At 72.7% G+C, this 25866-nt stretch carries 22 protein-coding genes; 11 read left to right on the top strand and 11 right to left on the bottom strand.

From position 1 onward, the window contains the following. Positions 1–6: 6 nt before the first annotated feature. The 8 genes from ACIRD7_RS14650 to ACIRD7_RS14615 are packed head-to-tail and all read right to left on the bottom strand — an operon-like array spanning position 7 to position 7954. A complete protein-coding gene (locus ACIRD7_RS14650; protein ID WP_403453182.1) occupies positions 7–618 on the bottom strand; it encodes a TetR/AcrR family transcriptional regulator in 612 nt (203 codons plus the stop codon). Between the two features lie 47 nt (positions 619–665). Further along, positions 666–1568 carry a 3-hydroxybutyryl-CoA dehydrogenase gene (locus ACIRD7_RS14645; protein WP_403453181.1) on the bottom strand — a complete coding sequence of 301 codons (903 nt, stop codon included), beginning with the start codon at positions 1566–1568 and terminating at the stop codon, positions 666–668. A gap of 32 nt (positions 1569–1600) precedes the next feature. Continuing rightward, the gene (locus ACIRD7_RS14640; protein ID WP_403453180.1) at positions 1601–2773 is read right to left on the bottom strand and encodes an acyl-CoA dehydrogenase family protein; all 1173 of its coding nucleotides are present in this window, start codon (positions 2771–2773) and stop codon (positions 1601–1603) included. Between the two features lie 31 nt (positions 2774–2804). After that, positions 2805–3977, bottom strand: coding sequence for an acyl-CoA dehydrogenase family protein (locus tag ACIRD7_RS14635; protein WP_403453179.1), 1173 nt, complete (start codon positions 3975–3977; stop codon positions 2805–2807). 14 nt (positions 3978–3991) lie between these two features. Continuing rightward, on the bottom strand, positions 3992–6055 hold the full coding sequence (locus ACIRD7_RS14630) for an acetate--CoA ligase family protein (protein WP_403453178.1): 2064 nt from the start codon (positions 6053–6055) through the stop codon (positions 3992–3994). Position 6056: 1 nt separating this feature from the next. Then, positions 6057–6248, bottom strand: coding sequence for a ferredoxin (locus tag ACIRD7_RS14625; RefSeq protein ID WP_403453177.1), 192 nt, complete (start codon positions 6246–6248; stop codon positions 6057–6059). 60 nt (positions 6249–6308) lie between these two features. Continuing rightward, a complete protein-coding gene (locus tag ACIRD7_RS14620; RefSeq protein ID WP_403453176.1) occupies positions 6309–7532 on the bottom strand; it encodes an NADH-ubiquinone oxidoreductase-F iron-sulfur binding region domain-containing protein in 1224 nt (407 codons plus the stop codon). Continuing rightward, positions 7529–7954, bottom strand: coding sequence for a hypothetical protein (locus ACIRD7_RS14615; RefSeq protein ID WP_403453175.1), 426 nt, complete (start codon positions 7952–7954; stop codon positions 7529–7531). Before ACIRD7_RS14615 ends, ACIRD7_RS14620 begins: the two co-directional genes overlap by 4 nt. 391 nt (positions 7955–8345) lie before the next feature. On the opposite strand from ACIRD7_RS14615, the gene ACIRD7_RS14610 reads away from it, so the two are divergent. The 7 genes from ACIRD7_RS14610 to ACIRD7_RS14580 all read left to right on the top strand — a co-directional run bounded on the left by ACIRD7_RS14610 (position 8346) and on the right by ACIRD7_RS14580 (position 16444). After that, on the top strand, positions 8346–9524 hold the full coding sequence (locus ACIRD7_RS14610) for an aromatic ring-hydroxylating dioxygenase subunit alpha (RefSeq protein WP_403453174.1): 1179 nt from the start codon (positions 8346–8348) through the stop codon (positions 9522–9524). Between the two features lie 178 nt (positions 9525–9702). Then, positions 9703–10827: a spermidine/putrescine ABC transporter substrate-binding protein gene (locus ACIRD7_RS14605; RefSeq protein ID WP_403453173.1), complete on the top strand. Its 1125-nt coding sequence runs from the start codon at positions 9703–9705 to the stop codon at positions 10825–10827. 3 nt (positions 10828–10830) lie between these two features. After that, entirely contained in the window at positions 10831–11724 is an 894-nt protein-coding gene (locus ACIRD7_RS14600; RefSeq protein ID WP_403453172.1) for an ABC transporter permease, read from the top strand. Further along, on the top strand, positions 11721–12599 hold the full coding sequence (locus ACIRD7_RS14595; protein WP_403453171.1) for an ABC transporter permease: 879 nt from the start codon (positions 11721–11723) through the stop codon (positions 12597–12599). Before ACIRD7_RS14600 ends, ACIRD7_RS14595 begins: the two co-directional genes overlap by 4 nt. Positions 12600–12603: 4 nt before the next feature. Further along, the gene (locus tag ACIRD7_RS14590; RefSeq protein WP_403453170.1) at positions 12604–13674 is read left to right on the top strand and encodes an ABC transporter ATP-binding protein; all 1071 of its coding nucleotides are present in this window, start codon (positions 12604–12606) and stop codon (positions 13672–13674) included. 36 nt (positions 13675–13710) lie between these two features. Next, positions 13711–15030: a flavin monoamine oxidase family protein gene (locus ACIRD7_RS14585; RefSeq protein WP_403453169.1), complete on the top strand. Its 1320-nt coding sequence runs from the start codon at positions 13711–13713 to the stop codon at positions 15028–15030. Continuing rightward, positions 15023–16444 carry an aminobutyraldehyde dehydrogenase gene (locus tag ACIRD7_RS14580; protein WP_403453168.1) on the top strand — a complete coding sequence of 474 codons (1422 nt, stop codon included), beginning with the start codon at positions 15023–15025 and terminating at the stop codon, positions 16442–16444. Before ACIRD7_RS14585 ends, ACIRD7_RS14580 begins: the two co-directional genes overlap by 8 nt. Positions 16445–16465: 21 nt before the next feature. On the opposite strand, the gene ACIRD7_RS14575 is transcribed toward ACIRD7_RS14580, so the two are convergent. Then, positions 16466–18100 carry a sigma-70 family RNA polymerase sigma factor gene (locus ACIRD7_RS14575; protein WP_403453167.1) on the bottom strand — a complete coding sequence of 545 codons (1635 nt, stop codon included), beginning with the start codon at positions 18098–18100 and terminating at the stop codon, positions 16466–16468. A 594-nt stretch (positions 18101–18694) separates the two neighbouring features. Here ACIRD7_RS14575 and ACIRD7_RS14570 point away from each other — a divergent pair. From ACIRD7_RS14570 to ACIRD7_RS14560, 3 genes are read left to right on the top strand one after another with little or no spacing between them, the layout of a single operon-like run. Then, on the top strand, positions 18695–20062 hold the full coding sequence (locus ACIRD7_RS14570; protein WP_403453166.1) for an MFS transporter: 1368 nt from the start codon (positions 18695–18697) through the stop codon (positions 20060–20062). Further along, complete coding sequence (locus ACIRD7_RS14565; RefSeq protein WP_403453165.1) at positions 20059–21438, top strand: alpha/beta hydrolase family protein; 1380 nt, start codon at positions 20059–20061, stop codon at positions 21436–21438. Before ACIRD7_RS14570 ends, ACIRD7_RS14565 begins: the two co-directional genes overlap by 4 nt. A 52-nt stretch (positions 21439–21490) precedes the next feature. After that, positions 21491–22342 carry a PaaX family transcriptional regulator C-terminal domain-containing protein gene (locus ACIRD7_RS14560; protein WP_403453164.1) on the top strand — a complete coding sequence of 284 codons (852 nt, stop codon included), beginning with the start codon at positions 21491–21493 and terminating at the stop codon, positions 22340–22342. A 21-nt stretch (positions 22343–22363) separates the two neighbouring features. Here ACIRD7_RS14560 and ACIRD7_RS14555 read toward each other — a convergent pair whose 3' ends face one another. Together ACIRD7_RS14555 and ACIRD7_RS14550 are read right to left on the bottom strand one after the other, a co-directional pair. Beyond that, positions 22364–23794, bottom strand: coding sequence for an FAD-dependent oxidoreductase (locus ACIRD7_RS14555; RefSeq protein WP_403453163.1), 1431 nt, complete (start codon positions 23792–23794; stop codon positions 22364–22366). Between the two features lie 66 nt (positions 23795–23860). Then, positions 23861–24604 (bottom strand): DUF1775 domain-containing protein, encoded by a 744-nt coding sequence (locus ACIRD7_RS14550; protein WP_403453162.1) that lies wholly within the window; start codon positions 24602–24604, stop codon positions 23861–23863. Positions 24605–24852: 248 nt separating this feature from the next. Between ACIRD7_RS14550 and ACIRD7_RS14545 the strand changes: the two genes are divergently transcribed. Beyond that, positions 24853–25857 carry an esterase/lipase family protein gene (locus ACIRD7_RS14545; protein WP_403453161.1) on the top strand — a complete coding sequence of 335 codons (1005 nt, stop codon included), beginning with the start codon at positions 24853–24855 and terminating at the stop codon, positions 25855–25857. Positions 25858–25866 lie beyond the last annotated feature (9 nt).

The following is a 25866-nucleotide window of genomic DNA, read 5'->3' as shown; positions in this document are numbered from 1 at the left end:
CCCGTCTCACTCCGCCGGCACGGCGGTGGGCAGTCCGAGTGCGGCGGCGACGTGACGCCAGATGGCGGCGAGCGCCGAGTCGAGGGTGACGGTCGGGTCGCGCAGCATCAGGCGGATGCCGTAGCCGTCGCTGAGGGACAGCACGAGGGTGCTCAGATCGTCCACGTCGGTCTCGGTGAACTCGCCGGAGGCGATGCCCCGCCGGATCGCGCCGGCCACCCAGCCGTGCAACTGCGCGTACAGGTCCACGGCGAAGACCCGGGTGGTCTCGTCGCGCAGCGCCCGCACCCACAGTTCCTGCCACAGCCGCCAGTCCTGGTGGAGTTCGGGGTCGGTCGGCAGCAGGTTGCGCAGGATGCGGGCCAGGATGACCGCGGCCGGTGCCGTCCCCGCGTCCCGTTCGAGGTCTACGGCGGTGTTGGCGAAGGAGTGGGTCATCGCCTCGGTGAACAGCTTCTCGCGCGTGTCGAAGTGGTAGTGCAGCAGCGCCGTCGACACCCCGGCCCGCTCGGCGACCATGCGCATGCGGATCTTCTCGAAGCCGATCTCGGCGATGACCTCGCACGCCGCGGTCAGGATGCGCTCGCGCGTGTCAGCCGTGCGCACCTTCGTCGACACCCTGCGGCTCCCCTCGTTCGGTGGTCGTGGACCGTGACCATCTTCCCTCAACACCGCCTCGCCGGTACCGGTGCCCCGGGTCGCGGCTCCTCGTCGTAGGTGTGGAAGCCCCGCCCGGACTTGCGCCCGAGCAGCCCGGCCTCCACCATCCGGGACAGCAGCGGGGGTGGCGAGTACTGGGGTTCGCGGAACTCGGCGTACAGCGACTCGGCGATGGCCCGGGTGGTGTCCAGGCCGATCAGGTCGGTCAGGGCCAGCGGTCCGAGCGGGTGCGCGCAGCCGAGGACCATGCCGCGGTCGACGTCCTCGACGGTGGCGCTGCCCGACTCGACCATGCGGACGGCGGCGAGGAGATAGGGCACGAGCAGCGCGTTGACGACGAAGCCGGCCTTGTCCCGGGTGCGGACCACCTCCTTGCCGAGCGTGCCGGTCACGAACTCCTCGGCCCGTTCCGTGGTGGTGGGCGCGGTGAGCAGCGACGGGACGAGTTCGACGAGCCGCAGGACCGGCACGGGGTTGAAGAAGTGCACACCTACGACGCTCTCCGGCCGGGTCGTCGCGGCGGCGAGCCGGATGACCGGGATGGAGGAGGTGTTGGTCGCGAGGACGGTGCGTTCGTCGGTGACGACGGAGTCGAGGCGGGTGAACACGTCCACCTTGAGGCGCTCGTCCTCGGCCACCGCCTCGATCACCAGGTCGTGTTCGCGCAGGGCCTCGATCTCGTCGACGACGGTGATCAGGGCCGCGGCGCGCTCGCGCAGCCCGGCGTCGATCCTGCCGCTCGCGGCGGCTCGGTCGAGCGAGCGGGTGACGCGGAGGCGGCCCGCACGGGCGGCCTCCGCGTCGCGCTCCACGACCGTCACCGGCACGTCGGCCCGTGCGCACACCTCGGCGATGCCCGCGCCCATCAGTCCGCAGCCCACCACCCCCACGCGCCGGATGTCGGTCATGTGTCTCCCTCTCTCGTCCGTTGCGGCACGCGTCATGCGACCGGCAGGTCCAGGACCCCTGAGCCGCGCTTGACGAGCTCGTTCGCGATGATCAGCCGCTGGATCTCGGAGGTGCCCTCCCAGATCCGGTCCACGCGCAGCTCGCGGTAGAGCCGTTCGACGGCGTACGCGCGGTCGTAGCCCCGCCCGCCGTGGATCTGCAGGCACCGGTCGACCACGCGCCCCGACGCCTCGCTCGCCGCGAGCTTGGCGATGGCCGCCTTGGCGTGCAGGGTCTTGCGGTCCCCGGCCGAGGAGTGGTCGATCTCCCAGGCGACCTGGTGGGTGTAGGCGCGGTTGACGGCGATGTCCACCGCGCAGTCGGCCAGCATCCCCTGGATCAGCTGGTACGAGGAGATCGGCGCCCCGAACTGCTCGCGCTCCACGGCCCAGTCGCGGGACAGCTCCAGCGCCCGCTCCGCGGCGCCGGTGGTGCGGGCGGCGATCATCAGGCGTTCCTCGGTGAACCAGGAGCGGGTGATGTCGTAGCCCTCGCCGATGCCGCCGAGCACGGCGTCCTCGCCGACCTGGACGTCGGTGAAGGTGAACTCGGGGTGCTCGTACACGAAGGTGTGCATGAAGCGCGGGACGCGCGTCATCTCGATGCCGGGGGTGTCCTTGTCGACGAGGAACAGGGTGGGTGCGCGCTCCGGCCCGGCCGCCGCGAGGACGATCATGAAGTCGGCGTGGTCGCCGACGGTGACGAACCACTTCTCGCCGTCGATCACCCAGCCCCGGTCGTTCCGGGTCGCGGTGGTGGCGAGGTTCTGCGGGTCGGAGCCGGCGCCGCGCTCGGTGACGGCGTAGCAGTCGCGGCGCTCGCCCCTGATCACCGGGACGAGGTAGCGCTCGCGCTGCTCGGGGGTGCAGAACCGCAGTGCGTTGGCGGGCCGCCAGACCATGTCCCACAGGGCGCCGGTGAGGCGGCCCAACTCCTCCTGCACGGTGACCTGTTCGGCGATGGTGAGGCCGGCGCCGCCCCACTCGGCGGGCATGTTGACGGCCTGGAGCCCCGCGTCGAGGACCGCGTCGCGGACCTTGGCGTGGGCGTCGGCGGGCAGACCGTTGTCCTCCTCGCACTGGATCTCGTAGCCAGCGATGAAGTCGGTGAGGGCACGCGCGTCGGCCTTGAGCCGAACCTGGCGCGGGGTGAGGCGGAAGTCCATGGAAGTCCTCTGCTTTGCAGTGAAGGGGAGGTCAGGGGGTGGGCAGGGCCAGGGCGCGGGTGCCGCGCTTGATGAGCTCGTTGGCGATGATCAGCCGCTGGATCTCGGAGGTGCCCTCCCAGATCCGGTCGACGCGCAGCTCGCGGTACATGCGCTCGACGGGGTAGGTGCGGTCGTAGCCGCGGCCGCCGAAGATCTGCAGGCACCGGTCGGCGACCCGGCCGGCGGCCTCGCTGGCGGCGAGCTTGGCGGTGGAGGCCTTGGCGTGCAGGGTCTTGCGGTCGGTGCCGGGCTGGTCGGCCTCCCAGGCGACCTGGTGGGTGTAGGCGCGGTTGACTGCGATGTCCACGGCGCAGTCGGCGAGCATCCCCTGGATCAGCTGGTACGAGGCGATGGGCGCCCCGAACTGCTCACGCTCCACGGCCCAGTCGCGGGCGAGCTGGAGGGCGCGCTCGGCGGCGCCGACGGTGCGGGCGGCGATCATCAGGCGTTCGTCGGTGAACCATTCCTTGGTCAGCTCGTAGCCGTTGCCGACGCCGCCGAGCACGTCCTCCTCGGCGACGACGACGTCGGTGAACGTGAACTCGGGGTGCCCGTTGACGGCGGAGTGCATGAAGTGCGGCACGCGGGTCATCTCGACGCCGGGCGCGGCCTTGTCGACGAGGAACAGCGTGGGCAGCTTCTGAGGCCCGGCGTCTGCCTGCACCAGCAGGAAGTCCGCGATGTCACCGCAGGTGACGAACCACTTCTCGCCGTTGAGCAGCCAGCCGCCGTCGGTGCGGGTGGCCGTGGAGGTGCCGGATGACGGGTCGGACCCCGCGCCGGGCTCGGTGACGGCGAACGCGTCGAACTTCTCGGCGCGGATCACCGGCAGCAGGTACTTCTCGCGCTGGCGCTCGTCGCCGTACGCAAGCACGTTGGCGGGCCGCCACGGGATGTCCCACAGGCAGTTGGTGACCTTGCCGAACTCCTCCTCGACGATGACCTGATCGAGCAGGCCGAGCCCGGCGCCGCCCCACTCGGCGGGCATGTTGATGGCGTAGACACCGGCGTCCATGGCGGCCCGGGTCAGTTCGGTGACGAGTTCCCGCGGCAGGGGTCCGCCGGCCTGCTCGGACCGGTCCTCGTACCGCATGAGCAGCCGTGCGTAGTCGGCGGCGCGACGCTTCAGGTCGGCCTGTTCGGGGGTGTAGCGCAGGTCCATGGGGGCCTCTTCGGTCAGGGGGCGGGTGCGAGTACGGCGCGGGAGTCGAGGGCGAGGACCCCGTCGGGCCGTACGAGAAGGGGGTTGACCTCGATCTCGACGATCTCGGGGTGGGCCGCGGCGAACGCCGTGATCGTCTCGATGGCGCGGGCCGCCGCGTCGACGTCGACGGGCGGGCGCCCGCGGGCGCCGTCGAGCAGGGCGGCGGTGCGCAGTCCGCGCAGCAGTCGCAGGGCCCGGTCGGCGGGGACGGGGGCGAGGGTGAAGGCGATGTCGTGCAGGACCTCGGCGAGCACTCCGCCGAGGCCCACCATGGCGACCGGGCCGAAGCGCGGGTCCCGGTTGACGCCGACGATCAGCTCGATGCCGTCGGACAGATCCGCCATGGCCTCCACGGAGTAGGCGGGGGCGCCGAGCCGGGCATGCATCTCGCGGAAGGCGGCGAGCAGTTCACCGGGTCCCGCCAGGCCCAGTGCCACTCCCCCGGCGTCGGACTTGTGGAGCAGGTGCAGGGCCTTGAGGACGTACGGGCCGGTGAACTCCTGTGCCACGGCGAGCAGTTCGGCCTCGTCGTGGATCTCCCGGGCGGCGGGGAAGGCGAGTCCGGCCGCTTCGAGGGCTCGGCGCGTCCGGAGATAGCCGCTCTCGCGCAGCGGGGCCGCGGGGCTCGGCAGCGGTGCCACGCCCGTGTGCGGTGACTTCGGCGCCGTGGCGGCGAGGGCGCGGGCGGCGTCCTCGGTGGCGCCGAAGACGGGGACACCGGCGGCGGCGAGGGCGCGGCAGCTCGGCGAGTCGGGGTACATCGACTGCACCACGAGGGGCTTGGCGGTGGCGCGGTGCCGGGCGGCTATGAGGCGGGCGGCCTCCTGTTCCCCCTCCGCGAGTGCCCTGCCGCCTCCGCCCAGCCCGCCCTCGGCCGCCGCGTATCCGCCGAAGTAGCCGGTCATGAGCACCGCGTCGACCTCTTCGGCGGCCAGCAGCGCCTCGACGGTCCGCGCGTACGAGCCGGGCTCCTGCTCGCCCATCCCGGCGAGGTCCACCGGGTTGGCGACGGCCGACTGCTCCCACAGGGCGTCCCGCAGCCGCTGCCGCGTCGGCTCGGGGAGTTCGGGTACGGCGAGACCGGTCGTCTCCACCGCGTCGGCGGCGACGACACCGTGCCCGCCGCCGTCGGTGAGCACGGCGACCCGGCGGCCGGCCGCCCGGCGTCCGCCGTTCAGCGCGGCGAGGACGACGGTGAGTTCGCGCGGGGTGGCTACCAGTTCCACCCCGGCGTCGCGGCACGCGGCGGCCACGACGTCGGCCGAGGTGGTGAGCGCGCCGGTGTGCGACTGGGCGCTGCGCGCGGAGGCGTCCCCGCGTCCCGCGGTGAGCAGCACCACGGGCTTGCCGGCCGCCGCGGCGGCCTCGGCGAAGGCACGCCCGTCGCCGAAGTCCTCGGCGTAGACCGCGATGGCCCGGGTGCCCTCGTGCCGGGCACAGTCGGCGAGCAGGTCGACGAGGGTCACGTCGGCCTGGTTGCCGAGTGAGACGAACCGGGAGAACCCGAGGCCGTGCGGGCGGAAGCGGAGCTGGAGTTCGAGGGCGAGGTTGCCGCTCTGGCTCAGCAGCGCGATGCCGCCCGGGGTGAAGGTGTCGGACGCGAGGTAGAGGTCGGTGGTGTTGTCGGCCAGCCCCAGGCAGTTGGGCCCCACCATCACGGCGCCGGCGGCGCGTACCCGCTCGGCGACGGCGTCCTGCCGGGCCCGGCCCGCGTCGCCGGTCTCGGCGAACCCGGCGGTGATCGCGACAATGGCCCGCGCCCCGCAGCGCAGCGCCTCGTCGACGGCGTCCTCGAACCCGGCGGCGGGCACGGAGACCACCGCCAGGTCGACGGGCTCGCCGATCGCGCTCAGGCTGGGGGCGGCGGTGCGGCCGAGCACCGTGCCGCCCCGCCGGTTGACCAGGTGCACGGGGCGGCGGCCGTTCGCGCGGACGGCCTGGGCGGCGATGGCGTGGCCGTACTTGGCGGGGTCGTCGCTGGCTCCGACGACGGCGACGGAGACGGGGTCGAAGAGTGCCGACAGGTCGCGTCCCATGTCACTTCACCAGCCGCAGCGCGGAGTTGGGGCAGGCGGCGACGGCGGCCTCGGCGGCGTCCTCGCCGCGCGGCGGCACCTCGGTCGCGCTCAGCCCCGCATAGCCCCAGTCGTCGAGCTCGATCAGTTCGGGCGCGGGTTCCTGGCAGAGGCCGTAGCCCTGGCAGCGGGTGGAGTCCAGCAGGAGTTTCATGGTGCGGGTCCTTTCGGTACGGCGGGGTTCGGGCGTCTCGTCGGGGGCGCGGCACGCGGGTCAGGGCACCGGCACCACGAATCGGTGGCCGTCCTCGGCGGTCACGCCCGAGCAGGCGGGGCAGGGGGCTCCGCGGTGGGAGGCGACGCGGCCGGGGAAGTGGGCGAGGAGGCTCGCGCCGATGCGGGCGGCGGCGTCGAGCAGCCCGCAGGCTCCGCGTCCGGGCAGCTGTCCCGACCAGCGCCGCAGGTTCTCGACCGTGTCCTGGTCCGCCTCCCCGCATGCCACGGTCGAGAGGGCCTTGGCCATCGCCCCGGTGCCGGAGAGGCACACCCCGCACTGCCGGGCGCTCTGTGCCGCGAGGTAGGCGACGGCCTCGGAGGCGACGGCGACGGGGCAGTCTGCCGGGCCCAGGAAGTGCAGCGCTCCGCAGCCGAGGGCGCCGCCGGCCGCGTTCAGGGCCGCGTGGTCGAGCGGGAGGTCCGGCCAGCCCTGGCCGTACAGCCCGCCGAACAGGCCGCCGAGCAGCACCGCCTCGGCCCTGCCGTGCCCGCACAGATCGGCGAGGACCTTCAGACGCGTACCGGCGGGCACCTCGACGAGCGCGCCGCCTGCACCGGGCCCGGACAGGGTCAATAGATGCGCCCCCGCCACGGTGTCCGCCTCGTCGGGGTGCGAGTACATCGCCGCGATCCTGGCCAGCGTCTCCACGTTGGCGACCAGGGTGGGCGCGCCGCCGACGCCGCTCTCGAACGGCCGCGGCGGCTTCGCCGTGGGCAGCGCCGGGCCGCCGTTGATCCGGCGCACGGCCGCGGTCTCCTCGCCCGCGACATAGGTGTGCTCGGTCCGTACGACGTCGATGCGCAGCTCGGGGGAGGACGCGGCCAGCGCCCCTCGCACGGCCTGCTCGGCGAGGGTGTCCGAGAGGTACACGAAGGCGTGGTCGGCGCCGGTCAGGGCCGCGGCCAGCCGCAGTCCGTCGAGGATCAGGTGCGGGCGATGCCGCAGCAGCCAGCGGTCCTTCACGGAGCCCGGCTCGCCCTCCTCGCCGTTGGCGACGACGGCGCGCGGGCCCGGCGCGGCACGGACGGCACCCAGCTTGACCGCGGTGGGGAAGCCGGCCCCGCCCCGGCCGCGCAGGCCTGTGGCGGCGATCCGGTCGAGCAGGCGGTCCGGCGCGGTCAGCGGCGCGTAGCCGCCGTGGGCGAGATACGTTTCTGCGTCTTCCTCGGGGCCGAGCAGGCCGCGCCGGCCTTCGGGGAGCAGGGAGAACACTGCGGTCATGCGGTGCTCCTGGACTGGGAGTGGCTCAGCGGTGCGGGCGCGGGGCGTGACCTGAGGCGGGCCAACGCCTGTTCCAGGTCCCGCCGTTGGGTGCCGGTGCGCTCGTAGCCCGCGCCGGGCAGGCCGATCAGCATGCGGTGGTGGTCGAGGACGACCTCGCCGGCCAGCAGCGCCGCCGACGGGTCGGCACCGCCCGATCCCGCCGCCTCGACCACCAGGTCGGTGACCTCGCGCAGATAGCGCAGCCAGCCGCGCTGGGTGCCGCGCAGCACCAGCCGCTCGACGCGGTGCCGCTCGGCGGCCACGAGGACCGACGGCGGGCGGCCGGTCGCCGGGGACCGCAGGGCGGCGACGGCGGCGGGCAGCTCCTGTTCGGGCTCCGGGGTGAGGCCGAGCCAGACGAGACTGCGGCGAGTGCTCATGCGTGCCTCCGGGGTCGCACCGGCTCCGAGTGGTCCGGAGGCGGGGGTGGCGCGGCCATGACGTGGGACGGGGATGCTCCGGTGCCGTGACGCGAGGGGGCGGGGAGCTGTGCGGGGTGTCCGGATCCGGATGCCCGGCGTGGCGCGGACCGGAGGCCCGCGGGCTTGCGGAACACGTCCGGGCATCCGTCTGCGGGCCTGGGCCGTCCGCCTGCCACGACACTAACTAACTAATCAGTCAGCCCACAAGTCTTGACTTGATCCCGCGACGGTCTCACTCTGACTAACCAATCAGTCAGCCAGATCGCGGCAGGTCTGAAGCCGGACCTGCCGTGTATCCCGGCCACCCCTCACCGCCCATCGCCGCCGCAGCGGCGCGGAGGAGGACCCCATGAACCCCTCGACAACCCGGGAAGCCGACGTGGTCGACGCCGTCCCGCACGGGCCGCCCCCCGGACATCCCGGGGAAGCCCTGCCGGCCCGCTACTACACCGATCCGGCCATCGCCGAGGCCGAGACGGACCGCATCTTCGCCAAGTCCTGGCAGCTCGTCTGCCACGAGTCCGACCTGCCCGGACCCGGCGCCCGGCTGGCCGCCACCGCCGCCGGCCGGGAGGTGCTGGTCGTGCGCACCGAGGACGGCGGGCTCGCCGCCCACCTGAACGTGTGCCGGCACCGCGGCACCCGTCTGGTCACCGACCCGGAGCCGTCGGGCAAGGCGATCCGCTGCCCGTACCACGGCTGGACGTACAAACTGGACGGCCGGCTGGTCGGCGCCCCCGAGGCCCGCCGGATCCCCTGTCTGGACAAGCCGAGGCTGGGCCTGCACCCGGTCAACGTGGAGTCCTTCCTCGGCTTCGTCTTCGTCAACCTCGACATGGAGGCGACCCCGCTGGCCGAGAGCTGTGCCGGGCTCGCCGAGGCCGTGGGCCGCTACGCCGGTGCCGGTCTGGTCCCCGTGGGCCGGCACCGGATCCACGGCCGGACCGGCGGCGAGGAGCAGAACGCCAACTGGAAGGTGATCGTCGACAACTATCTGGAGGGCTACCACGTCCCCGTGGCCCACCCCTCCCTGATGCGGCTGCTCGACTACGCGGCGTACACGGTCGACATACAGGAGAACTACGTCCTGTTCGAGTCACCCCTGCGGGACAAGCCCTCCTCGAACTGGACCGAGCGGCTCTACCAGCGGCTGGCCACCCCGATGCCGGGGCTGACCGACGCCGACCGACGGGTATGGCGGTACGCCGTGATCTACCCCAACACGCTCATCGACTTCTACCCTGACCACGTGCTCGCGTGGACGGCCCTGCCCACCGCCCAGGACCGGGCGGCGATCCCCGGCGCCTTCTACACGAAGCTCGGCGAGGGCCTGCGCACGCGGCTGGCCCGGCGGCTGAACATCCACATCGGCTGGGTCACCAACGACGAGGACGCCGAGCTGGTGGAGCGCGTCCAGGCCGGGATGCGGACCCCCGGCTTCGAGCCGGGCCCGCTGTCGCAACGCGAGGCCGCCGTCGGCTGGTTCGCGCGCCGGGTCAGGGACGACCTGGCGGGGGACGCGCGGTGACGTCCCAGGAGCCGCTCCCGGGGACCGCCGTACGGCTGCCCTCGGCATTACCGCGCACCCTCTGAACCGCGCACGCACCCTCCCCAGACCGGTCATCACTACGGAATCAGGGCCCGAAGTGAGCCGACCAGCCGGTCCGCCCTGGACTTGTGCCGTTCCTCGACGGAGAGGACGTTTCATGTCCCCCGAGGTACCACCGCCGACCCGACGTGCCGTGCTGCGGGCGGGCGCCTGCGGCCTGCTGGGCGCCGCGGCCGGCGGCTGCGGGTTCATGCCCGCCAAGAAGCCCGACGCCGATCAGCTCGCCCCGGTCGAAGCGCGCGTCGACGGCGATCTCGTCTACTTCAACTGGGCCGACTACGTCGACCCGTCCGTGTTCAAGGGCTTCGAGAAGGAGTACGGCGTCCACGTCATCCAGTCGAACTTCGACTCGATGGAAGGCATGGTCGCCAAGCTCAACGCGGGCAACCGCTACGACGTCATCTTCCCCTCCGCCAAATGGGCCCAGCGACTGGCCCGAGGCGGTCGGCTGCGCCGTATCGACCACGCTCAACTCACCAACGCACAGGCCGTGTTCGGCGCCTACGACTACTTCGCAGACCCCTGGTACGACCCCGGCTCCGCGCACACCGTCCCCTTCACCGCCTACAAGACCGGCATCGGCTGGCGGCGTGACCGGATCGGTGAACTCGGCGACTCCTGGCGTGATCTGTGGAGCGACCGGGCGAGGGGCAAGGTCTTCCTGCTGGACGACCGGGACGAGGTCCTCGGCATGGGCGCCCTCACGCTCGGGCTCGACGTCAGCACCGGGGACACCGGTGACCTCGACCGCATCACCTCCCTGCTCGGCACCCTGCGGCCACGGCTGCGCGGCTTCTCCAGCGACAGCTACAACAACCTCCTCAACGGCAACGCGCTGATCCAGCAGGCGTGGAGCGGTGACATGGCCGCGATGCTCAACCAGGCCGAGGACCCGTCCGTGTTCGGGTTCCAGGCGCCCAAGGAGGGCACGCCGATCAACTCCGACTGCTACGCCATCCCCTGGAACGCGCCCCACCCCGGCACCGCGATGCTGTTCATCGACTACATGCTGCGGCCGGAGAACGTGAAGAAGAACATCGAGTACATCGGCTACCCGATGCCGGTCGCGGGCACGGAGAAGGTCTACGCGGACCTGGTCGAGCCGTTCCCCGAGTGCCTGGTCACCCAGGACGACCTGAAGGGCGACGTGTTCTTCCGCAACGGCGGCCGCGCGGCGGAGGACGCCCGCGACACCGCCTGGACCCATGTGAAGGCGGGCTGACCCATGGCACTGCCGCGCAACTCCTCGCGCACCCGGCGCCGGGACGCCGACGGGAACCGGATGTGGGTCTGGTTCATGCTCCCGGGCACCTTGTGGATGACCGGCTTCCTGATCGCCTCGCTGGCCCTCGTCGCGGTCCTCGCGGTCGGCACCACCGACGAACTCGGGAACCCGCGCTTCGGCTTCGACCTGGCCGGCGTGCGCGCCCTCACCGACCCCGCCTACACCGAGGTCCTCGTCCGCTCCCTCGGCTACGCCCTGCTGACCTGCGTGATCTGCCTGCTGATCGCCTATCCGGTGGCGTACACGATCGCCCTGTACGGCGGACGGTTCAAGCACGCGCTGATCGCCGCGATCGTGGTGCCGTTCTTCGCCAACTACCTGGTGCGGATGTACGGCTGGTCGGTGGTCCTCTCCGACGACGGCCCGGTGCTGCGCGCCCTGCGCGCGGTCGGTCCGGCCGACGAAGGCACCAGGATCCTCAACAGCGGCTTCGGCGTGGTCGCCGGACTCGTCTACGGCTTCGTCGTCTTCATGATCATCCCGCTGTACGCGGCACTGGAACGCCTCGACGTCTCCCTCATCGAGGCCGGCCGCGATCTGTACGGCGGTCCGGTCCGCACCTTCTTCTTCGTCACGCTGCCCGCGACGAGGCAGGGCGCGGCGGCCGGGCTCGTCCTGGTCTTCCTGCCCGCCATGGGCGACTTCGTCAGCGCACAGCTCATGGGAGGTCCGGACCAGATCATGATCGGCAACCTCATCCAGGACAAGTTCTTCCAGGGCCAGAACTGGCCGCTCGGCTCGGCCCTCACCATGCTGCTGATGCTGGTCCTGCTGGTCGGGATGCTCGGCTATCTGCGGCGCACCCGCAAGGACGAGGCGGAGGCACTGCGATGACCCTTGTGCGCACCCCCTCCGCCACCGCCCCGGCCCGTCCGTCCGCCCGGACGCGCACCCGCCGCCGCGTCCACCGCAGGCCCCGCGTCCTCATCGCGGTCACCGGGCTGTTCTTCGCCTTGCTCTACGTGCCCATCGCCGTGGTGGCGCTGTTCTCCTTCAACTCCCAGAAGTCCCTGACCGTGTTCGACGGGTTCAGCCTGCGCTGGTACCGGGCCTTCGCCCACGACGACGTCCTGATCGCCTCCCTGGGCACCAGCCTGCGCATCTCCCTGGTGGCGATGGCCGGTTCGCTGCTCCTCGGGGTGGCGCTCGCGCTGGGGCTGGTCCGCTGCCGCACCCGGCTCGGCTCGCTCGCCGGGCTGGTCATGCTGGTGCCGCTGATCACGCCGGAGATCGTGACCGGCGTGGCTTCGATGCTGCTGTTCAAGGGGCTGGGTGTGCCGCTGTCCACCGGCACGGTGATGCTCGCCGAGATCACCTTCTCCATCTCGTACGTCACCGTCATCCTGCGCTCCCGGGTCGCCGCGCTGAACCCGGAGGTGGAGGAGGCCGCGATGGATCTCGGCGCCACCCGCCGGCAGGCGGTCCGGCTGGTGACCCTGCCCGCGCTGCTGCCCGCCGTGCTCGCCTCCGCCGTACTGATCTTCGCGCTCGTCTTCGACGACTTCGTGCTCGCCTACTTCACCACCGGCGTCGACCCGCAACCCCTGTCGGTGCGGATCTACTCGGCGATCCGCTTCGGGGTGCAGCCCACCATCAACGCGGTCGGCACGCTCATGCTCGCGGGATCCATCGCGCTGATCGCCCTGGCCCTGTTCATCCCGCGCCTCTTCGGCCGCCGCGGCGGCCTCGACCTCCTCTCCGGGAAGTGACTTCATGGACGCGACCCCCGCCGTCCGTCTCGACGGTGTCTCCAAGCAGTTCGCCGACTCCTACGCCGTGCACCGCCTCGACCTCGGCATCGAGGCCGGCCACTTCTACTCCCTGCTGGGCCCCTCCGGCTGCGGCAAGACGACCACGCTGCGCATGATCGCCGGGTTCAGCGACCCCACCGAGGGTTCGGTGCTGCTGGCCGGGGAGGACGTGACCGACCTGCCGCCGAACAAGCGCAACGTCAACACGGTCTTCCAGAGCTACGCGCTCTTCGACCATCTGAGCATCGCCGACAACGTCGGCTTCGGCCTCAGGCGCAGAGGCGTCGCGAAGGCCGAGATGCGGCAGCGGGTCGGCGAGATGCTGGAACTGGTCCAGCTCTCCGGCCTCGCCGACCGGCGGCCCCGTACGCTCTCCGGCGGCCAGCGCCAGCGTGTCGCCCTCGCTCGCGCCCTGGTCAACCGGCCGGCCGTGCTGCTGCTGGACGAGCCGCTGGCGGCGCTCGACCTCAAGCTGCGGCGGCAGATGCAGGTGGAGCTGAAGCAGATCCAGCGCGAGGTCGGCATCACGTTCGTCTTCGTCACCCATGACCAGGACGAGGCGCTGACCATGTCCGACCGGATCGCGGTGATGAACGAGGGCCGCATCGAGCAGTGCGGCACGCCCGAGGACATCTACGAGCACCCCGCCTCCCGCTTCGTCGCCTCCTTCATGGGCACGTCCAACCTCATGTCCGGCACGTACCGCGGTGGTGAGGTGACCCTGGAGAAGGGTCCGGCGCTGCCCGTCGGCGCGCGGTCCGAGATCGCGGACGGCACCGCCGTCAGCGTGTCCGTGCGCCCCGAGAAGATCTGGCTGTCGGACTTCGAGCCGGGCATGTCGATGCTGAGCGGTGTGATCCGCGAGACGGTCTACAGCGGGCCGACCACGACGTATCTGATCGAGCTCGCCCCGGGCGTCACGCTGTCGGTGCTGGAGCAGAACACGGCCCGCGCCCGCATGGAGGACCGCTGGAGCGGCGGCGAGACGGTGGAGTTCGGGTGGCGGCCCGAGCACTGCCTGGTCCTGGCCTGACCCTGCCCCCCCACGACGAAAGCGAAAGCGAAACCCATGCATCACGACGTGATCGTGCTCGGCGCCGGTCTCGCCGGGCTCGCCGCCGCCCGGGACCTGGCCGCCGCCGGCACCGACGTGCTCGTCCTGGAGGCCCGGGACCGCGTCGGCGGCCGGGTGGAGCAGGCCCGTACACCCGACGGCCGCACCGTCCAGCTGGGCGGTGAGGTCGTCGGCCACGGGCACAGCGCCTACCTCCAACTGGCCAAGGAACTGGGCCTCGAACTGGTCCCCAGCTATGTCGGGGAACCCGGCCGTATCACCCGCTCCACCGCGGAGGGGCTGTCGGCCGGGGACCCACCGCACTGGTTCGGTCCCGGGGACGCGGCCCTGCACGCCCGCCTGAGTGCCGAGTTCACGGCCCTGGCCGCCACGGTCGACCCCGACGACCCCTGGTCCCATCCGGAGGCAACGGTCCTGGACCGCCTCTCCGTGGCGGACTGGCTGCGCTCCCGGCAGGCCTCACCCGCCGTGGTACGCCTGTGGGACATCGGCCAACTCGCCCTGGCGGGCGGCTCGTACGAGCGGATCTCGCTGCTGGCGACGCTGCGCAAGAGCGCGGCGGTGCCCGGCTCCGGCACGGGCGACTACGACTACGCCGACTGGGAGGGGCTGCGGCTGGCGGAGGGCTCGGCGACACTGGCCGAGGTCCTGGGACGCGAGCTGGGCCCGCGCGTGCGGCTCGGCTCCCCCGTCGCCGCGCTGGACGTACGCCCCGGCCGGTGCGCCGTACGTCTGGCCGGCGGTGAGGTCCTCACCGCGGGCGCGGTGGTGAGCGCGCTGCCCGTGGGTCCGCTGCGGTCGGTCGCCGTCAGCGGGGTGAGCGAGGCGCGGCTCGGCTCCCTGCACCGGCAACGGCAGGCGACGGCCGCGAAGTTCGCCGCCGTCTACGACCGCCCCTTCTGGCGCGAGGCCGGTCTGAACGGCCTGTCCGAGGCGGAGGGGGTGCTGGGCAGCACCTGGCCGCAGAACGAGGGCGTCCTGTCGGCGCTGGTCCCGCCCGAGCGGTACGGCGTCCTGCTCGGCACCCCGCCCGCACGGCGCGCCCCCGAACTGCTCGCCGAGATGGCCCGCATGTTCGGCGACGAGGCGCTGCGGCCGAGCGCCTGCCATCTGCGGCTGTGGGGCACCGATCCGTGGACGCAGGGGTACGTCACCCAGTGGCCGCCGGGCGAGGTCATGGCCGTCGGCCCGCTGCACGGCACGCATGAACCGCCGTTCTACGTCTGCGGCTCCGACCAGTGGGTCGCCGGATACATGGAGGGCGCCGTCCGCACCGGCCGCGCCGCCGCCGAGGAGGCGTTGCGCCGTGGCTGACACCGACCGCCTGAACCACATCGGCGGCAAGGACCTGCCGGCCGCGTCCGGTGCCACCGTTCCGTTGATCGACCCGGCCACCGGGCTCCGCCACGGCACGGCCCCGCTCTCCGGCCCGGCAGACGTGGACGCGGCCTGCCGGGCGGCCGAAGAGGCCTTTCGGAGCTGGTCGTTGACCACGCCCGGGGAACGGCAGGCGGCTCTGCTGCGCATCGCCGACGCCCTGGAGCGGGAGGCCGAGGCGGTGACCCGCGCCGAGGTGACCGACACGGGCAAGCCGCGGGCCCGCTTCCTCGCGGACGAACTGCCCGCGATCGTGGACGTGCTGCGGTACTTCGCCGGGGCCGCCCGGAACCTGCCCGGCGCGGCCGCCGCCGAGTACACGCGGGGCCGCACCTCCGTGCTGCGGCGCGAGCCGGTGGGCGTCTGTGCCCAGATCACGCCGTGGAACTACCCGCTGATGATGTCGGTGTGGAAGGTGGCCCCGGCGCTCGCGGCCGGCAACACGGTCGTCCTGAAGCCGTCGGACACCACACCGTCGTCCGCCGTGCTGCTCGCCCGGCTGGCCGCCGAGCATCTGCCGCCGGGTGTGCTCAACGTGGTGTGCGGCGACCGCGACACCGGACGTGCCCTCGTCGCCCATCGGCGGGTCCGGCTGGTGGCCGTCACCGGAAGTGTCCGCGCCGGGCAGCAGATCGCCGCCGCGGCTGCCGCCGACCTGAAGCGGCTGCATCTGGAACTCGGCGGCAACGCACCCGTGCTGGTCCACGCGGACGCCGATCTCGACGACGCGGTCGAACAGTTGTCGACCCTCGCCTTCTACAACGCCGGGCAGGACTGCACGGCGCCGACCAGGATCCTGGTCGACCGGCGGATCCACGACCCCTTCGTCGCCCGCTTCGCCGACCGGGCCGCCCGGCGCCGGCCCGGGATGCCGGACGACGAGCGCGCGGACTTCGGCCCGCTCGCGAACGCCGCCCAACTCGCCTCCGTACGCGGCCTGTTGGCGCGGCTTCCGGAGCGCGCCGAGGTCGTCGCGGGGGGCGCGGCGGTGGACCGGCCCGGCTACTTCCACGGGGCCACCGTGGTCGCCGGGTTGCGGCAGGAGGACGAGGTCGTGCAGAGCGAGGTGTTCGGTCCGGTCGTCACCGTCCAGCCGTTCGCCGACGAGGCCGAGGCCGTCCGGATGGCCAACGACGTGCCCCAGGGGCTCGCCGCGAGCGTGTGGACCCGCGACCACGACCGGGCCATGCGCGCGACGCGTGTGCTGCGGACCGGCATCGTCTGGGTCAACACCCACGGCACGACGGTGTCGGAGATGCCGCACGGCGGCGTACGCCACTCCGGGTACGGCAGCGACCTCTCCCTCACCGGTCTGCTCGACTACACGCAAGTCAAGCACGTCATGCTGTGACGGGGGCGATCCACCCCCGGCTCACAGCTTGGCGCCGAAGGCCTGCGTCCACCAGGGGCCGCCCGCGCCGTCGTGGATGCCGACGCCGATGTCCTTGAACGAGCAGTTGAGGATGTTGGCGCGGTGTCCGGGGCTGTTCATCCAGGACTCCATCACGGACTCCGGGGTCTGCTGGCCCATCGCGATGTTCTCCCCGTACGTCGACCAGCGGTAGCCCGCCGCCGTGATGCGCTGCCCGGGGTCGGCTCCGTCGGGGTTGGTGTGGTCGAAGAAGTCGCGGGCGGCCATGTCCTCGGAGTGGCCCTGCGCGGCCTTGTTCAGCAGGGCGTCCTCGGCGAGCGGGCCGCAACCGGCGTTCGCCCGCTCCTTGTTCACCAGCGCGACGACCTGCCCGATGGTGTCGGTGGGGGCCGACTGGGGCTGCGGCGTGCTGGAGGGGGTCCGGGTCGGCCGGGTGGAGGGCCGAGGGGTCGGCGTGGCCTTCTTGGTCGGTTTGGGCGAGGCGGAGGGGCTCGCCTTCTTCGACGGCGAGGCGGACGGCGACGGGGACTTGGAGGGCGGCGCGGAGGTCTCGAGGGGGCGCTCGGAGAGGTCGGCCACGGGGGCTCCGGCGGTGCGCGCGGCGATCGGTTCCTCGGTCCCGGTGCCGGGGTCGGAGTCGAAGTACCAGAGTCCGCCACCCGCGACACAGGCGGCCACGACGGCGCCTCCGACGGCCCGGCGCTTGATCCGGCGCCGACGGCGGGCCTCGCCACGGGAGACGGCCCGGCCCCGCGCGGCACGGTGTCCCGCTCCCCCGCCCGGTCCGGCGTGCCCCGACGAGGCGCTCACCGCCGAGGCCGAGCCGACCGGGGTCATCCCGCCGGTGGCGGCGAGCACCCGGTCCAGCAGCGCGGGCGTGGCGGCGACCAACGCGAGTCCGGCCAGGAGTCCCTCGGCCGGCATCAGCCCGCTCCACAGACCGGAACAACGTGCGCAACCCCGGGCATGCCGGGCTATTCGCTTGCGCCACAGGGCCGAGGGCCGACCGTCCCAGGACGCGAGCATGCCGTGCAGTTCCGGGCAGCGGGGCCGGGCGTCGAGCGCCCGTACCACGACGCGGGCCGCCTCCAGCTGGGCCTTCATCCGCTGCACCCGTACCGCCGTGTGTTGCGGGGAGAGCTCCAGGGCGCCGGCGACCTCGGTCCGGGTCAGCTCGCCCGCGCACTCCAGCCACCACAGCGACAGCAGCCCGCGGTCGTCGGGTTCGAGCCAGCGGGTGGCGCGTGCCGTCTCCTGACGCTGGCCGGACAGCTGGAGCCGGACCATCGTCAGGTCCACGAAGTCGGCGCCCGGGTCCGCGAGGTCCTCGGCCTCCTCGACGCCTCCCGGAGCGGACTGCCGGTCGTGCCAGTGGGCCCGGACCTGGTTCATCGCGATGGCCACCAGCCAGGAGCGGAAGCTCTCGGGAGCGCGCAGTCCGCCGAGGGAGTCGAGGGCGCGCAGCATGGTCTCCTGCACCACGTCGTCGACGTCGACGGAGCCGTTCAGAGCCCTCCCCACGATGTTGTAGACCAACGGGAGGTACGCACTGACCAGGGCGTCCTGAGCCTCCGGGTCGCCACCGCGGGCGGCGCTCACCAGTGCCGCGAGTTCCCCCGTGCGCTCTGTACTCATCAGAAAAACTTCCCTGTCCTCGACGCCGAACGATGCTGTCCGATACCTGGGAGATCGCTCGGCGGACCGCGGATAACAGGTCTTCGGATTTTTCTTCGGACGCTTGTTCCCCGAGAGACTTGTGAGGCGCGCCGTGCCGCGCAATGGGCAACGTCACATCGGGGCGGTCGAGTTCATCGGTATGTACCGATACGCGGCGAATGCCCTCACTTGCGCTCGGTCCGGACGGCGACCGCGGCGAGCGGTGCGAGCACCACGACCGTGAACCACGTCGTCGCGCCGGTCGGGCTCATCGCCCGGCTGCCATCGGGTGCGGGCGTCGAGCCGGCCGGTAGAGGTGGTCCTGGTGACCGAGGTGAACCACCTGCCGGCCGCGGCGGACCTGGTCCGGCACGGCCTCGGCGTGTGCGTCATGCCGCCGTCGGTGACCGCCCTGCTGAGCCAATTCCGACCGCACCGACCCGGGCCGGCGACGTCACCGGTCGCAGCCGGCCGTCCGGGCCGACCCACCTGTCAATGTTGTGCAGTTTCTTGACGGCAGTCAGCACTGCGCCTACTTTCGCGGTGTCCTTCCCCCGGTCAAGGGAGACCGCGATGTCCCCGTCCCCCGCCGCATCACCCTCACCGTCCCCCTCCACGAGCCCCGAGCGAAACCGGCAATTGCGCCGAGTCGCCCTGTCCGGGTTGCTCGGTACGGCCGTGGAGTTCTACGACTTCCTCGTCTACGGCACGGTCGCCGCGCTCGTCTTCGGCGAACTGTTCTTCCCGGGTGCCGACCCCGCCGTCGGCACGATCGCCGCGTTCGGCACCTTCGCCGCCGGTTATGTCGCCCGGCCGCTCGGCGGCATCGTCTTCGGGCACTTCGGCGACCGGCTCGGCCGCAAGTCCATGCTGCTGCTCACCATGGGCCTGATGGGCGGCGCCAGCTTCCTCATCGGCCTGCTGCCGACGTACGACACGATCGGTGTCTGGGCTCCGGTCCTGCTGATCGCCCTGCGCGTCGCCCAGGGCATCGCCATCGGCGGCGAGTGGGGCGGCGCCACCCTGATGGTCGTGGAGCACGCCGGCGAGCGCCGCCGCGGACTGTGGTCCAGCTTCACGCAGATGGGAGCGCCGTTCGGCTCCCTGCTCTCCTCGCTCGTCGTCACCCTCGTGGTCGCGATGCCCCGCGACCAGTTCACGGCCTGGGGCTGGCGCGTGCCGTTCCTGCTGAGCGTGGTGCTGCTCGGCGTCGGGCTCTTCGTCCGGCTGAAGGTGGTCGAGAGCCCGCTGTTCGCCGAGGTGAAGAAGGACCGCGCCGAGGCACGGCTGCCGATCCTCGACGTGCTGCGGCGGCCCCGGGCCCTGATGCTGGCCTGCTGTGTCGGCATCGGCGCTTTCACCGCCCAGTCCCTGCTGACCAGTTACCTGATCGCGTACGCCACCGGCATCGGCTACCCGCGCCCGCAGGTCCTCACCGCGCTCACGGTGTCCGCGGCCGTCGCCCTCGTCGTGCTGCCCTGCGCCTCCGCGCTCTCCGACCGCGTCGGCCGCCGCCCGGTCGTCCTCGCCGGCGCCGTCCTCTCGGCCGCCACCGCCTTCCCCGTCCTAGCCCTCGTGGACTCCAAGTCCTCCGGCGCGCTGATCCTGGCCGTCGTCATCGGCCACGGCATCGCCCAGTCCACGATGTACGGACCGCTGGGCGCCCTGCTCACCGAGATGTTCGGCACCCGGGTCCGCTACACCGGCGCCTCCCTCGGCTACCAGGGCGCCACCCTCATCGGCGCCGGCTTCTCCCCCATGATCGCCGGCAGCCTGGTCGCCGGCAGCGGCAACAGCACCCCCGTCGCGCTGCTGCTGTGCGGCGGCTCCCTCATCACCGCGCTGACCGTCTGGTTCGTGCGCGAGACCAGTCGTACGTCGCTGTCCGGCCCCGCGTCCGAACTCCCCACCACCCCCCGCACGGAGGAGATCACCGCATGACGACCGGCACCCGCACCGCCCTGGCCGCCGCGTTGGTGCTCGCCCTGACCACGGTCCCCGCCTCGGCCGTGGCCGTCACCTCCGACCCCGTGCACGTGGACGGCCGACTGCCCTCGGGCGCCACGTACATGATGGACGTGCCGGCCGACTGGAACGGCACCGTCCTCCTCTTCAGCCACGGCTACACGCCCGGCCCCGCCAATCCCGCCCGGGACGTCACGGACGAGGCGACGAAAACTCTCCTCCTGCGGCAGGGCTACGCCCTCATCGGCTCCTCCTACGCCACCACCGGCTGGGCGGTGACGGACGCGGTGCCCGACCAGCTCGCCACTCTCGCCGCCTTCACCGAACGCTTCGGGGCGGCCTCCCGGACCATCGCCTGGGGGCAGTCGTACGGCGGACTCGTCACCACGGCCATCGCCGAGCGCCACCCGGAGCGGATCGACGGCTCACTGTCCCTGTGCGGACTGGTCCACGGCGGCGTCGCCAACTGGAACAGCACCCTCGACCCGGTCTTCGCCCTCAAGACCCTCCTCGCGCCGGGCAGCGGCATTCCGCTGGTGAACCTTCCGGACCAGCAGACCGCCGCCGCCGCGGCCAACACCCTGACAGCCGCCGTCGAGACCGCCCAGGGGACACCCGCCGGACGGGCCCGGATCGCCCTGGCCGCCGCCCTGCACAACATCCCGGGCTGGAACCAGCCGACGCAGCCCCGACCCGCCGCGACCGACTGGGACGCCCAGCAGGCTCATCAGTACGAGGCCCTCAAGGGCCTGGTGAAGCTGCCCGCCTTCAGCTGGCGGCAGGAGGCCGAGAGCCGGGCCGGCGGCAACATGTCCTGGAACACCGGGGTCGACTACGCGAGGCTGCTCGGGCGGTCCTCGGTCCGCAAGGAAGTGACCGAGCTCTACAAGGAGGCCGGCCTCTCCCTGAAGGCCGACCTCGCCACCCTCAACCGCGCCCCGAGGGTCGGCGCCGACCCGGGCGCGGTCGCGTGGATGGCGCGCACCAGCTCCTTCACGGGCAGGCTGGCCAAGCCGCAGCTCGCCGTCCACACCACCGGCGACGCCCTCATCCCCGTCCAGGCGGAGAGCGCGTTGAAGCGGGCCGTCACCGCCGGGGGATCGGCGTCGCTGCTGCGGCAGGCCTACACCGACAACGCCGGTCACTGCACCTTCAGCCCCGCCGAACAGCTCGCCGCGCTGGACACCCTGGAGGACCGCCTGGACACGGGCAGATGGGTCGGCACCGACCCGGCCGCCCTCAACTCCCGTGCCACGCAGGCCGATCCGACGACACCCACGCGCTATGTGCCGTACCGCCCCACCGTCTACCCCCGCCCCTTCGACCTCGCGCACCCCGCTGACGGCCGTTGAGGCCGTACGGCCGCCCGCCGCGCCCTCGGCGGGCGGCCGTACTCTTGCCACCGTGGACGACGACGACATCCTGGACGGTCAGGACACCTCGGAGGGCCCGCAGCCGCGCCCGCAGTCGCTCATGCTCGCGTTCTTCGGCAACCACGTCCTGGAGGAAGGCGACCTCGGCGTCTACTCCGGCAGCATCATCGACGTGCTGGGGCGCGTCGGGGTCGGCGAGCAGGCCGTGCGCTCCACGCTGACCCGGATGGTCAACCGGGGTCTGCTGCGGCGCCAGCGCGAGGGCCGCAAGATGTTCTTCGGCCTGACCCCGCAGGCGAGGCGCGTCCTTGAGGACGGCCGGGTCCGTATCTGGCAGCAGGGCGCGGTCAACGACGACTGGGACGGCTCCTGGACGCTGCTCGGCTTCTCCCTCCCGGACTCCTGGAAGCGGCAGCGCCACGACCTGCGCTCCCGGCTGACCTGGTCCGGGTTCGGGGCGCTCTACAGCGGCCTGTGGATCGCCCCCGGCGACGTCGACGTCGCCGGGATCGTCGCGGATCTCGGCCTCGCCGCCCACGTCAAGATCTTCCACGCGCAGGCCGCCCCGGTCACCGACATCGAGCTGATGATCCGCGACACCTGGGACCTGGAGAGCATCGCCGCCCGCTACGTCGTCTTCGACAAGCGGTGGACCGCCCATCTGGACGCCGGTGGCGGAAACGACCCGATCGGCACGCGGCTGCGGCTGGTCAGCGAGTGGCTCTGGACCATCCGCACCGATCCCCGGCTCCCGGCCCGCCACCTTCCCCCGGAGTGGCCGGCCGGCCCCGCCCAGGAGACCTTCCGCCGCGTCGCCGACCACACCGCCGAGCCCGCGCGGCTCATGGCCGTAGACCTGCTGGAGACCACCCGCCTGCGGTAGCGGCCTGCCCGCCGGGCGCGTTCACGCCGCGCCGAGCACCTTGAGCAACCGAGCCCGCGCGGGCCCCGGCGGCGTGCGCCGCTCGATCTCGGGGAGCAGCCGGGCCACCGCCTCGGTCAGGGCCGGGGCGCGCAGTTCGTGTTCGGCGCCGGGCAGCAGGTGGGCCCCGGCCCGTTCGGCCCGCAGGGCGTCCGGGTCGCGCGCGGCCAGCAGCGCCAGGGCTCTCGCGCGGTCCCAGTCGGGGTGCCGATAGCGCCGGTCGGCGGCATGCGCGTCCATCTCGGCGAGGCGGTGCCGGGTGTAGGAGGTGCTGCGCCGGTACACGTCCGCGAGCCCGTCCCGGGTCGCGGCGCCGAACGCGCCGACCAGCTCGACGGGGTCGCCCACGCCTCCGTGCTGCCTGAGGACGTCGCGCAGCATCAGGCCGTGCTGAAGGCTCATCGCCAGTCCCCGTCCGATGGTCGGCACGGTGAGCGCCCACGCGTCGCCGACGGCGACCAGCCCGCTGACCCGGGGGTGCGGGTCGTCGTACAGCGTGCGTCTGCGGTCCGTGAGGCCGGCCATGATCTGGATCCCGTCGGTGATGGACCGGCCGTCCAGCCAGACTTCCGCGTCGGGGAACAGGCGCACCGCGGCCGACCATGCGGGCTCGTGGCGGAGCAGTCGGCGCAGTTCGTGGTCGTCGCCGCGGCTGATGAGGCCCAGCGAGTAGGTGCCGTGGTCGGCCGGGATGCGCAGCAGGCCGAGCGAGCCGTGCTCCGCGATCAGCGGGAAGGTGTCGGCGGGCAGGGTGCCGTCGGCGGAACGGAAGTAGCGGCAGTAGTACGTGAATCCGCGCCGCCCGACCTCCTCGACCGGGCCCGGCACACCGAGGTCGCGCAGCCAGGCGGGGAGCGGTGAGCGGCGCCCGGTGCAGTCGACGACCAGGTCGGCCAGCTGTGGCCCCGCGCTGGTCCGCACACCCGTGACGTGCGGTGCGCGCCGCCCGCCGGCACTCGTCCCCGCCGCGTCACCGCCGCTCAGCCCCCGGCACATGACGCCCCGCTCGATCCGCACACCGGCCGCCTCCGCCGCCCGCGTGGCGACGTGCTCGAGGAGACAACGCCGGGCGGCGAGCGTGTCGAAGCGCGCGTCGGCGGGCAGCAGGACTTGCCCCCGCATGGCCGGTTCGGGTGCCAGCACGCTCATGCGCACGGCCCCGGCGGCCGTCATCGCCGCCACCAGGTCCGGCAGATGCGCCTCGGTCAGTTGGAGCCAGCGGGCGAGCGGCAGGTGGGTGAGGCGCAGCTGGGGGACGCCGGGGCGCTGCCACCGCGACCACGCCAGGTCCGGATCGGGCGGTGCGGGATGCGGGTCACGCTCCAGCACGGTCACCCGATGGCCGTCCGCGGCCAGCAGCAGGGCGGTCTGAAGGCCGCCGAGCGCGGCGCCGAGTACGACGATGCTCGCCATGGGGGTGATGACTACCCGCGGGCGGGATCACCGTACGCGTGGCCGGCCACCGCCTGTGTCCTGCCCTCAGGCGGATCCGCTGCGGCGCCTGCGCATCCACCACACGCCGCCACCGAGCACCAGCACGGCCGCGGCGATGCCGACGGGCACGGCCACCGGCATGCCGCCGTCGTCCTTCGAGTCGTCCGCCACCGGCTCGGCGGAGGACTCCGCGGCGGAGGGCTCGTCCGACGACGTGCCCGACGAGGGCGCCGGGGTCGTGGGGGCCTCGGTGGGAGTGGGGCTCACCGGTACGGCGCCGGGTGCGGCCGCCTCAAGGGCCAGGCGGGGCGCGGGGTGGCCGTGGCCGTGCCCGTCCCCCTCGGCCTCCTCCTCCAGCTCGATCCAGCGGTCGACCTTGCCGTCGCTGTAGCTCTGGAGGGTCTTGAAGACCACCTCCTTCGCGTCCGGCAACTGCCGTACGGTCAGCACGTACTCGACGTCCTCACCCACGGCCAGCTTCGGCCCGGACACGGTGTACCCCCGGTCGTTGGGGGCGAACTTCCATCCCTTGGGCCCTTCTTCGTAGGTGAGGTCCTGCGGGGTGATCCCCTCGGGCAGGATCACCTCCAGCTTGCTGATCCCGGCCGAGGCGGACTCCGACTCCGCGGAGAAGGTCAACTCCACGTTCTGGTCGAGGGCCCGGGCGCCCTCGGCCTCCACCTCCGCGTGGGCCGCCGCCGGTCCCGCGGTGGCGAGAGCCACGGCGAGGGCGACCGAGGTGAGGACGCCGGTGCGGCGCAGAGTGCGGATCAGCGTGGAGCGGGACACGGACGACTCCCTTGTACCGAGGACGTGATGGAACGGCCGGTGGACGGCCGTCTCTTCACACAAGTCGGATGAGGACCCGCCTGAGTTCCCGGTGTGCCCAAAAGATTTCCCGCACGCCCGTGGGCTGGACGGATGAAAGCCGTCTGCTCCATAAGAGGTGCCCCGAGCGGGGGTTGGGCGCCTCGGTGACCCGCTCCTCGATGATCTTCGCGTCGGCGCTCGGCCGGCTCTGAGACGAGGAGTGACCGATGTCGGATCGGATGGGTTCGCGCAGACGTGCGAACGGGCGACGTGCCAGGTGGGCCGCGGTCTGCGCCGGACTCGCCCTGTCGCTGGCCGCCGGCCTGCAGGGCGTGGCGGGCGCATCCGACGGCCCCGTGCCACCGCGTTCCCCGCTCAGGCTCCTCGACGCCCCCGCGGCGGTGGCCGGCGGGCTCCTCCACCCGGACGCCTCGCCGTCCGGGGCCAACGACTGGAGCTGCCGGCCCACGCGCAGGCATCCGCGCCCGGTCGTCCTGCTGCACGGCTCCGCGGCCAACCGCTACAACAACTGGGGCATGCTCTCCCCGTGGCTGAAGCGGCAGGGCTACTGCGTCTTCGCGCCCAACTACGGCGGGGTGCCGGGCAGTCCGTTCCAGGCGACCGGCCCGATCCCGCAGTCCGCCAAGCAGGTCGCCCGCTACGTCGACCGCGTGCTGAAGGCGACCGGGGCCCGCCAGGTCGACCTCGTCGGGCACTCGCAGGGAGGCGGTCCGACGCCTCGCTGGTACCTGCGGTTCGAGGGCGGTACGAATCCCGCGCATCCGCCGCGGAACAAGGTGCGCCATCTCGTCGCCCTCGCTCCGTCCAACCACGGCGGCGACATCTCCGGCCTCGGCCGGCTGACCACGAGGCTCGGCCTCAACCCGACCGTGTCCGGCCTCGTCGGCCAGGCGTGGTCGGACCAGATGGTCGGCTCCGAGGTGAACCGGAAGCTGGACCGGGGCGGCGACACCCAGCCGGGCGTCCGCTACACCGTGATCGCCACGCGGTACGAGGTGTTCGCCACGCCGTACGACAACAACTTCCTGACGGCCGGTCCGGGCGCGACCGTGCGGAACATCCTGATCCAGGACGTCTGCCGGGAGGACCTCTCCGACCATCTGTCGCTCGCGTACGACACCAACGCCGCCCAACTCGTGAGCAACGCCCTCGATCCCGCGCACGCGAAGCCCGTGCGCTGCGGTCTGACCCTGCCGGTCCTCGGCGGCTGAGAACACCAT

Origin of the sequence: Streptomyces sp. NPDC093568 (genome assembly GCF_044764945.1) — a bacterium.
Taxonomy (GTDB): domain Bacteria; phylum Actinomycetota; class Actinomycetes; order Streptomycetales; family Streptomycetaceae; genus Streptomyces.
This window is presented reverse-complemented; position numbering and strand designations above follow the sequence as displayed.

Excerpts from the sequence above, each read along its gene's own strand:
- ACIRD7_RS14645 (WP_403453181.1), bottom strand. The coding sequence starts at position 1,568 with ATGACCGACATCCGGCGCGTGGGGGTGGTGGGCTGCGGACTGATGGGC.
- ACIRD7_RS14640 (WP_403453180.1), bottom strand. The coding sequence starts at position 2,773 with ATGGACTTCCGCCTCACCCCGCGCCAGGTTCGGCTCAAGGCCGACGCG.
- ACIRD7_RS14635 (WP_403453179.1), bottom strand. The coding sequence starts at position 3,977 with ATGGACCTGCGCTACACCCCCGAACAGGCCGACCTGAAGCGTCGCGCC.
- ACIRD7_RS14630 (WP_403453178.1), bottom strand. The coding sequence starts at position 6,055 with ATGGGACGCGACCTGTCGGCACTCTTCGACCCCGTCTCCGTCGCCGTC.
- ACIRD7_RS14625 (WP_403453177.1), bottom strand. The coding sequence starts at position 6,248 with ATGAAACTCCTGCTGGACTCCACCCGCTGCCAGGGCTACGGCCTCTGC.
- ACIRD7_RS14620 (WP_403453176.1), bottom strand. The coding sequence starts at position 7,532 with ATGACCGCAGTGTTCTCCCTGCTCCCCGAAGGCCGGCGCGGCCTGCTC.
- ACIRD7_RS14615 (WP_403453175.1), bottom strand. The coding sequence starts at position 7,954 with ATGAGCACTCGCCGCAGTCTCGTCTGGCTCGGCCTCACCCCGGAGCCC.
- ACIRD7_RS14610 (WP_403453174.1), top strand. The coding sequence starts at position 8,346 with ATGAACCCCTCGACAACCCGGGAAGCCGACGTGGTCGACGCCGTCCCG.
- ACIRD7_RS14605 (WP_403453173.1), top strand. The coding sequence starts at position 9,703 with ATGTCCCCCGAGGTACCACCGCCGACCCGACGTGCCGTGCTGCGGGCG.
- ACIRD7_RS14600 (WP_403453172.1), top strand. The coding sequence starts at position 10,831 with ATGGCACTGCCGCGCAACTCCTCGCGCACCCGGCGCCGGGACGCCGAC.
- ACIRD7_RS14595 (WP_403453171.1), top strand. The coding sequence starts at position 11,721 with ATGACCCTTGTGCGCACCCCCTCCGCCACCGCCCCGGCCCGTCCGTCC.
- ACIRD7_RS14590 (WP_403453170.1), top strand. The coding sequence starts at position 12,604 with ATGGACGCGACCCCCGCCGTCCGTCTCGACGGTGTCTCCAAGCAGTTC.
- ACIRD7_RS14585 (WP_403453169.1), top strand. The coding sequence starts at position 13,711 with ATGCATCACGACGTGATCGTGCTCGGCGCCGGTCTCGCCGGGCTCGCC.
- ACIRD7_RS14575 (WP_403453167.1), bottom strand. The coding sequence starts at position 18,100 with ATGAGTACAGAGCGCACGGGGGAACTCGCGGCACTGGTGAGCGCCGCC.
- ACIRD7_RS14570 (WP_403453166.1), top strand. The coding sequence starts at position 18,695 with ATGTCCCCGTCCCCCGCCGCATCACCCTCACCGTCCCCCTCCACGAGC.
- ACIRD7_RS14565 (WP_403453165.1), top strand. The coding sequence starts at position 20,059 with ATGACGACCGGCACCCGCACCGCCCTGGCCGCCGCGTTGGTGCTCGCC.
- ACIRD7_RS14555 (WP_403453163.1), bottom strand. The coding sequence starts at position 23,794 with ATGGCGAGCATCGTCGTACTCGGCGCCGCGCTCGGCGGCCTTCAGACC.
- ACIRD7_RS14545 (WP_403453161.1), top strand. The coding sequence starts at position 24,853 with ATGTCGGATCGGATGGGTTCGCGCAGACGTGCGAACGGGCGACGTGCC.